The sequence below is a fragment of the Natronomonas sp. genome (assembly GCF_047616845.1).
In the GTDB taxonomy this organism is placed as follows: Archaea; Halobacteriota; Halobacteria; order Halobacteriales; family Haloarculaceae; genus Natronomonas.
Map to the genome: position 1 here is coordinate 22,889 of NZ_JBLGBY010000024.1, position 7,514 is coordinate 30,402.

Genomic DNA, 7,514 nt, shown 5'->3' on the forward strand with positions numbered 1-7,514 from the left:
CCGCGTGGCCGCGGGTTATTATATAAAAAGTCGGACGGCTCGCAGACGAGATCGTTACTGCGCGGCAGGTTCGCCTTTCGCCTTGACGACATCGACGGCATCCGCGTCGATATCGTCGACGTCGAGATGCATCGGGACGAAGTTCCGTCGTTCGAAGTCCTCGCGTTCGTCCTTGGTGCCGATGGTACACCAGAGCTGCACCCGGTCGGGGCCGTGCCACTCTCCCTGACGCTTGATGGAGAAGCAGACGTACTCCTCACCGTCGTAGTTGATGATGGCATCCTTGCGGATACCGGGGTCGCCGTGGATGATGAGGCTCTTCATGCGAGGTGATTTGCAGGAATGTGGGTTAAGCGCTTCGAAGGCGCGGGCACACAGCAGACCGGTTAGTCTTCGAAAACGAGCGCCGCGAACGGTTATAGGCGCACCGACGAGACCGACACGCGTCGCACGGCGCATACTATCACTCTCTGTCAAGGCGTGGCAAGTGCTTTCGGGTGACCGGATGCGTCCCGAGTAGAGCGCCGACGATGAATGCCGGGAACGCAGTGAACGTGACAGCGAGCACCTCGATAGTGAGGCCGATGAGGGCGGCCGTACCGAGCGGAACGGCAAGCGGAAGCCGGAGTGCAAAGACGGCAGCGAACGCCAGAACCCAGCCGGCTGTCGCCGTTCCAGCTTTGCGCCGAGAACTGGCAGCCAGGATTCCCACCAGGGGTGCGACGAGGACGATCAGCCACAGTACGCCGAGAAAATACCGCCCGATGCGGCCGTCGAGCCACAGAAAGCCGACGAGGCCGCCCGTCACCGCTCCGAGGAGCGTCAATATGGCGCTCGCGTAATCGGTGGCAACGCAGAGCCGACAGGCACAGGCGATGCTCGCTGCGCCGAGCGCGAACAACAGCGTGCCGCCGAGAAGCGCGAACGCGGCGGTCTGAGTCGCCATCGTCGGTATCAAGGTATCGACGCGCGCGAGTAAAACCGCTTGGTAGCGGGGCGCGAAACCAAACCCGTTTTAACCCACGGCGCGTTAGCCGTCGATAACTATGGAAATGCCACGCCGGTTCAACACGTATTGCCCGCACTGTAATACCCACCACGAACACGAAGTGGAGAAGGTTCGGACGGGCCGTTCCTCGGGAACGAAATGGGACGCTCGCCGTACCCGCCGCGGGAAGGCCGTTATCGGTAACGCCGGTCGTTTCTCTAAGGTGCCCGGTGGCGACAAACCAACCAAGAAAACCGACCTGAAATACCGCTGCAGCGAGTGCGGTAAGGCCCACCTCCGCGAGGGATGGCGCGCTGGTCGACTCACCTTCCAGGAGTAACAATGGCAGGAAACTTCTTCCGCGTCCAATGTGACGATTGTGAGAACGAACAGGTCGTCTTCGGCAAGGCCGCAAGCGTCGTTGCCTGTGCCGTCTGCGGATCGACGCTCGCGACACCGACCGGCGGCGAGGCCGAAATCCATGGCGACGTCGTCGAAACCGTCGAAGCGCGATAACGACCGGCCGGCGGGCGGAACGGTGCTTTTATTCTCGTTAGACGGGTAGCGACGGGTATGAAATACAGTGGCTGGCCCACCCCGGGCGAACTCGTCGTCGGGGAAGTCGACGAAATCGAGGATTTCGGCGTCTTCGTCGATCTCGAAGAGTACGAAGACAAACGCGGGCTGGTTCACGTCAGCGAGGTCGCCTCCGGCTGGATCAAGAACGTCCGCGACCACGTCAACGAAGACCAGATGGTCGTCTGCAAGGTGCTGGAGGTCGACGAGGACGCCCAGCAGGTCGACCTCTCGATCAAGGACGTCAACGACCACCAGCGCTCCGAAAAGATCCAGGAGTGGAAAAGCGAGCAGAAAGCCGACAAGTGGATGGAGATCGCCTTCGGCGAAGACGTCGACGACGAGACCTTCCGCCGCGTCGCGAACGAACTCATCGACATCCACGGCTCGCTGTACAAGGGCTTCGAGCAGGCCGCGATTCACGGCCCCGAAGCGCTCGACGACACCAACCTCGACGACAATGAAATCTCCGCCATCGTCGATACCGCCCGCGAGAACGTCTCCGTTCCCTACGTGACCGTCACGGGCTACGTCGACCTCGAAGCGCCCGGCACGGATGGCGTCGAGGAGGTTCGGGAGGCGATGCAAGCCGCCGAAGGCGACGGCGAAGTCCCCGACGAAGTCGACCTCGACGTCACCTACGTCGGTGCCCCCGAATACCGCATCCGCGTGAAGGCGCCGAACTACAAGACCGCCGAAACCCAACTCGAAGAGAGTGCCGCTCGGGCGCGCGAAACGATTGAGGCCGTCGGCGGAACGGCCGACTTCCACCGTGAGCGGCGAACCGAAGAGGAGTAAGGCGAGATGAAATCCGATATCCGGGTGTGTTCGGCCTGGGAATCCACCCACGACAGCCCCGTCTACACGCTCGGAGCGTCGTGCCCGGAGTGCGGTGCCGACGCAGTGAACAGCGCGCCGGCGCCGTTCAACCCCGACGACCCATACGGCGAGTATCGTCGACGCGCGCGCGAGCGACGCCGCGAGTAGGTCTTGGCCAGCACATCGCCGTGCTCTTATGCGGGCGGCCCCCGAGTGAGCCGCATGGACGAGTTCGATATCGAGACAGTTGCCGACCCGGCGCTCGAGGCGCCCGTACTGATCGAGGGGTTGCCGGGCGTCGGCCACGTCGGCAAGCTCGCCGCCGAGCATCTGCTCGAGGAGTTCGACGCGGAGCTCGTACGCCGGGTCTACTCCGAGCATTTCCCGCCGCAGGTGACGGTCGAGGACGGACGGACGACGCTCGCCTGCGCCGAAGTGTACGCCATCGAGACGGACGCCCGTGACATGCTCGTGTTGACCGGCGACCACCAGGCCGGGGACGGCCCAGGCCACTACCGCCTGACCGATGCTTTCCTCGATGTCGCCGACTCCTTCGACGTCGAGCGCATCTACGCGCTGGGTGGCGTTCCGACCGGCGAGCTCGTCGACGAACCGGACGTTATCGGCGCCGCGACGACCGACGCGTTCATCGACGACCTCGAAGCGGTCGGCGTGGAGTTCCGCGAGAACGAACCCGCCGGCGGCATCGTCGGCATCTCGGGACTCCTGCTCGGCGTCGGCGAGCGCCGTGACTTCGAGGCGGCCTGCGTGATGGGCGAAACGAGCGGGTATCTGGTCGACCCCAAAAGCGCCCGCGGCGTCCTCGAGGTGCTGCAGGAGGCGGTCGGCTTCGACATCGGCTACGACTCCCTCGAGGAGCGCGCAGAGGAGATGGAGGAGGTCGTAAAGCGCATTCGGCAGATGGAGCAGGGCAGCACGCCGAGCGAGGAAGACCTCCGATACATCGGGTAACGCTGCCGACCCCAACACTCTCTTAAGCGATTCGACCGTATAGCGCGTGTGCCAGTCGATACGCTGCTCGCGTTGCCCCGATGGGTGTACCTCGGGCTCTCTGCCGGCGCGTTCGTGAGCCTCTGCGTCGCCGCGACGTTTTTCGTGGCCACGCGGCTGTTCCCGGACGGCAACGACGAGCGCGGCAGCTATCGGTCGACGGAGACACGCCGCCGTGCGGAGATTCGGCAGTATCTGGACGCTATCGACGAACGATTCACCGAGAACGCGGCCATCAGTGGCCGAACCGTCGCGTTCTATCTCCCGCGACGAGAGGTCGCCGTCACGTTCGACGCTCGAACGTTCTACGATCTGGAGAGCGCTCCGATGCATACGATTCTGGTCGAACACGAGATGCCGGGCATCGCGCTCGGGCATCGCCTTCCCTTCGAGACGCCGGACGTCTCCTTCGGTTCCGATACCGACGACGAGGAGGACGACACAGAGCACCGAGCACGGCGGCGCGACCTCCACCCCGCCGAAACGGCCTACGCCGTGTTGGGATTGCCCGCCGGTGCGGACGCCGACGACGTCCAGCGCGCCTATCGCGAACGGGTCAAGGAAGTCCACCCCGACCACGGTGGCGACGAAGAGGAGTTCAAGCGGGTACGGGAAGCCTACGACACCGCCAAACAACACGCATCATGACACGAGTCCCGATCACCGACGACGTCGTCGAGCAGCTCAGCGAGCTACTCGAAGCTGACGCGCTCGACCACGAGCACAACTACATGGGCGCGCAGTTCGCCGCCCGGGATTACGGTTTCGAGGAGCTGGCCCAGTTCGTCTACGAGGCTGACGCTGCGACGTATTATGAGGCCATCCAGCAAGCAAAAGCCGACCGTCAGGCGTCCTCGACTTCGTAAGCCAGGCCGGCGTCCCGGAGCGCATCCGTGACGCGACCGCTGAGATCCGTCGTCGCGGCGACGACCACATCGAGTCCGCGGTTCGCGGCGTCGGCTGCGACCTCGCCGGCAGCGAACGTCACGCCCGGTTCGACGCCCGACTTTCTGAGTGTGGCGACCGCTTCGACGCCAGCGGCAGCGACGAGGTCGGCGGCGCCAGCGGTTTCACCGAGTTCATCCGATCCCTCCGGATGCCGCGACCGAATTGGTGAGATCTGATACACGGTGACGTCGCCGGGTTCGAGGTCGATGATGCCGGCAAAGCCCGTGACACCGACGACGTCGCCCTCCGTGGCGTCGGTCGTCGCGATGCCCGTGGCCGGACCTTCATCGCCGGGGGTCGCGTGGAGCAATCCGTCCTCGATGAAAAGCGACACCGTTTCCCCCGATTCGATGTCGTCAGTGGCAAAAGCAGCGTCTTCCTGCATGCTGCCGAGGACATCCTCGGTGACGTGGTCGGCGAACCGCCGGACATCGGAGGCCTGTTGGAAGAGCCAATCGACGCCCTGTTTCGTGACCCGGTAGCGAGAACGCGCTTCCTTATCGACGAACCCCTCGTCGACGAGTTCACGGATGTACTCGGAGACCGCCTGGCTGGTCACGCCGACAGCGTCGGCGATTTCCCCCTGATTGACCGCCGGCTGCCGGTCGGCGATTTCGACGAGCACGCGGAACTTCGTCGCCGACCGCTTGTTGTCGAGGACGTCGACCATACCCTCATCTGGGCGCGATTATTTATAAAGCCCGGCACTCGTCGGCCGCCCGTCAGGGCTTTGGCGACGCTCGCCGTACGACGGATATGGAGTTCGAGCCGTGGGACAGAGCCGTGTATCTGCCGGCGGCGGACGCCCTCGCCTGTGCTGACCTCCACGTCGGCCGCGATGCGACCTCCGAGGTGGCGCTTCCGCTCGGCGAAGCCACGGCCATGGCCGACCGCTTCGAGGCGCTCCTCGACCGTTACGACCCCACGGAAGCGGTCATCGCCGGCGACTTGCTACACTCCTTCGACCGGCTTCCGACCGGTGTCGCCGAGACGACGCGGCGCCTGCAAGACCTCGCCGACGCGGTCGACTGCCGGCTGGTCGTTACCCCCGGTAACCACGACCCACTGCTCGAAGAGCTATGGAACGATTCGCTGGAACCCGAACACCGCCTTGGCGACACGGAAATCGTCGTGACGCACGGCCACGCTCCACCGAAAACCGACGCGGAGTGGTACGTCGTCGGCCACGACCACCCGACCATCGAAATCGAGGGTGTGCGCAGACCCTGCTATCTGTACGGGACACAGCAGTACGTCGACGCCGGCGTGTTGATGCTGCCATCGTTCAGTCGGCTCCCGGCCGGCGTCGCGATAAACGAGATGAGGGCGAGTGATTTCCAGTCGCCGCTCATCCGTGACGCGAACGCCTTACGACCCATCGTCCGCGACGATGATGCCGGCGAACCCCACGAATTCCCGCCGCTCGGTGAATTCCGCCGTCTACTGTAGCTCCTCGAGGACGGCGTCGGCCGCCCGCGTACCGCTTTCGAGGGCGCCCTGAATCGACGACCAGCGGGTGTAATCGCCGGCGAGGAACACCGGGCCGTCGGGGGCATCCACGGCGGGCAGCGACTCGAAGAAGCCCGGGGATTGTGCGAACTGGGCGAACTCGATTCGGTCGATGCCGACCAGCTCGAGCGCCCCGAAGTGATTCTCCGGGTACCAGGCGTCCAGCGCCTCACGGGTCGCCTCCAGGAGTTCCGCGTCACTCTCTGCCCGGTCACCGAGGAACGTCGCGCTGAGAAGTTGCTCGTCTTCCGGGGCGTACTCCGGTGCAGCGGCGCTCATTGGCGCGACCGTGTTCGGCCGCTCGTCGGCGGCGTTCAACAGGATTCGCGACCCCGTATCGAGCGACTGATGGGTCAGCAGCGAACAGTGGACGGTGACACAGGCCTTCGCGTCCGTCGGCGTCTCGACACTGGTGAGTTCGCCGGCCTCCTTCGGGTCGGTCGCGACGACGACTGCATCGGGAAAGACGCGTTCGTTCTCCGCGACGACGGTGATGTCGTCCCCGTCGACCTGGACGTCGGTCACCGCACGCCCCGTCTTGACGGTCGCGCCAGCATCCTCGGCGCGGCGCCGCAACTGCTCGGGAATCGTACCCATCCCTGCCGCCGGGACGACCGTCTCGCCTTCCGAGAGCGCCTTGAACGTGTACTCGAAGACGCGACTCGACGTCGACAGCGAGCGGTCGAGCGTGATGCCGCCGTAGAACGGCTCGGCGAACCGCTCGACGAACGCCCGCGAGAAGCCGCGGTCGAAGAGGTACTCCCGAATCGTCGTCTCGTCACCGGTGAACAGCTCGTCGAAGGCGTGGCCACGGAGTTCGCGCTGGAGGCGGAACAGACGGAGCTTATCGCTCGTCCGAACGTCGCGGTTCAGGAGCGTTGCGACGGCGGCACCGGGGTCACCGAGCGGGTCGGCAAGCGTCGACCGGTGGTTCGGCTCTGCGATTGTCGCGCCCGGCGAGAACGTCCGCAGATTCAGATCGTCAAACTCGAGTTCTCTCTGGGCGGCCGGATAGCCCGTGAACAGCACCTGGAACCCCCGATCGAGCGTGAACCCGTCGACGGTTCGTGACCTGACGCGGCCACCGACCGTCTCCTTTGCTTCGAACAGTTCGACGGTGGCGCCCGCCGCCGCGAGACGCCGTGCGGTGACCAACCCGGCGAGACCGCCACCGGCGACGACAACGTGCATACAACCCGGTTCGGCCGGCACCACCAAACCGGTTTCCGTCGTTTCCCGCGCCGTTCTCAGAGCTTTTCTGCTGTGAGCGCCTGCTCCGTGCGCCGCCGGGCCTGTTCCAGCCGGCGGTCGATGGCCGAGGAAATCGGGTCGGGAAGGTCATCACTTGCCTCTTCGAGGCGGTCCGCGACGGCCTTGAGGCGGGTCTGGACGGCCTCGAGGCTTTTGTCCGCCCCAGTCCCATCGCCGGCTTCAGCGCGCTCCCTGGCGCGGTCTGCGGACGCAGCGACTGCGTCGAGTGCCTGCAGAAGCCCACGAACGCCCGTCGTCTGTTGAGTGTCTGTCGTGGTGCTGTCGGTGGTCTGCGTCGTATCCGTGTCCGTCGTGTTGCCGTCCGAGGTCTGCGTCGTATCCGTATCCGTCGTGTTGCCGTCCGAGGTCTGCGTCGTATCCGTATCCGTCGTGTTGCCGTCCGAGGTCTGCG

Annotated in this window: 12 protein-coding genes and 1 pseudogene; 8 read left to right on the forward strand and 5 right to left on the reverse strand. The window is 65.0% G+C overall.

The genetic code is table 11. From position 1 onward, the window contains the following. Window positions 1-54: 54 nt before the first annotated feature. Window positions 55-324 carry an HAH_0734 family protein gene (locus tag ACI8UR_RS06605; RefSeq protein ID WP_411713973.1) on the reverse strand — a complete coding sequence of 90 codons (270 nt, stop codon included), beginning with the start codon at window positions 322-324 and terminating at the stop codon, window positions 55-57. 139 nt (window positions 325-463) lie between these two features. After that, on the reverse strand, window positions 464-946 hold the full coding sequence (locus tag ACI8UR_RS06610; RefSeq protein WP_411713974.1) for a hypothetical protein: 483 nt from the start codon (window positions 944-946) through the stop codon (window positions 464-466). Between the two features lie 100 nt (window positions 947-1,046). Between ACI8UR_RS06610 and ACI8UR_RS06615 the strand changes: the two genes are divergently transcribed. The 7 genes from ACI8UR_RS06615 to ACI8UR_RS06645 are packed head-to-tail and all read left to right on the forward strand — an operon-like array spanning window position 1,047 to window position 4,260. After that, window positions 1,047-1,328, forward strand: coding sequence for a 50S ribosomal protein L44e (locus ACI8UR_RS06615; RefSeq protein ID WP_411713975.1), 282 nt, complete (start codon window positions 1,047-1,049; stop codon window positions 1,326-1,328). A gap of 2 nt (window positions 1,329-1,330) precedes the next feature. Then, entirely contained in the window at window positions 1,331-1,504 is a 174-nt protein-coding gene (locus ACI8UR_RS06620) for a 30S ribosomal protein S27e (RefSeq protein WP_411713976.1), read from the forward strand. Window positions 1,505-1,561: 57 nt separating this feature from the next. Further along, window positions 1,562-2,362: a translation initiation factor IF-2 subunit alpha gene (locus tag ACI8UR_RS06625; RefSeq protein WP_411713977.1), complete on the forward strand. Its 801-nt coding sequence runs from the start codon at window positions 1,562-1,564 to the stop codon at window positions 2,360-2,362. Between the two features lie 6 nt (window positions 2,363-2,368). Further along, on the forward strand, window positions 2,369-2,551 hold the full coding sequence (locus ACI8UR_RS06630; RefSeq protein WP_411713978.1) for an RNA-protein complex protein Nop10: 183 nt from the start codon (window positions 2,369-2,371) through the stop codon (window positions 2,549-2,551). Window positions 2,552-2,605: 54 nt separating this feature from the next. Continuing rightward, window positions 2,606-3,355 (forward strand): proteasome assembly chaperone family protein, encoded by a 750-nt coding sequence (locus tag ACI8UR_RS06635; protein ID WP_411713979.1) that lies wholly within the window; start codon window positions 2,606-2,608, stop codon window positions 3,353-3,355. 48 nt (window positions 3,356-3,403) lie between these two features. Then, entirely contained in the window at window positions 3,404-4,042 is a 639-nt protein-coding gene (locus ACI8UR_RS06640) for a J domain-containing protein (protein WP_415087696.1), read from the forward strand. After that, complete coding sequence (locus ACI8UR_RS06645; protein WP_411713981.1) at window positions 4,039-4,260, forward strand: hypothetical protein; 222 nt, start codon at window positions 4,039-4,041, stop codon at window positions 4,258-4,260. Before ACI8UR_RS06640 ends, ACI8UR_RS06645 begins: the two co-directional genes overlap by 4 nt. Here the strand turns inward: ACI8UR_RS06645 and ACI8UR_RS06650 are convergent. Next, entirely contained in the window at window positions 4,239-5,012 is a 774-nt protein-coding gene (locus ACI8UR_RS06650) for a MarR family transcriptional regulator (protein WP_411713982.1), read from the reverse strand. The two genes, ACI8UR_RS06645 and ACI8UR_RS06650, sit on opposite strands and share 22 nt — an antisense overlap. 86 nt (window positions 5,013-5,098) lie before the next feature. On the opposite strand from ACI8UR_RS06650, the gene ACI8UR_RS06655 reads away from it, so the two are divergent. Beyond that, window positions 5,099-5,791 carry a metallophosphoesterase gene (locus ACI8UR_RS06655; RefSeq protein WP_411713983.1) on the forward strand — a complete coding sequence of 231 codons (693 nt, stop codon included), beginning with the start codon at window positions 5,099-5,101 and terminating at the stop codon, window positions 5,789-5,791. Here the strand turns inward: ACI8UR_RS06655 and ACI8UR_RS06660 are convergent. Beyond that, the gene (locus tag ACI8UR_RS06660; RefSeq protein WP_411713984.1) at window positions 5,783-7,042 is read right to left on the reverse strand and encodes an NAD(P)/FAD-dependent oxidoreductase; all 1,260 of its coding nucleotides are present in this window, start codon (window positions 7,040-7,042) and stop codon (window positions 5,783-5,785) included. The genes ACI8UR_RS06655 and ACI8UR_RS06660 overlap by 9 nt on opposite strands. 56 nt (window positions 7,043-7,098) lie before the next feature. Next, window positions 7,099-7,514 (reverse strand): annotated as a pseudogene (locus ACI8UR_RS06665) (hypothetical protein); the annotation flags it as partial.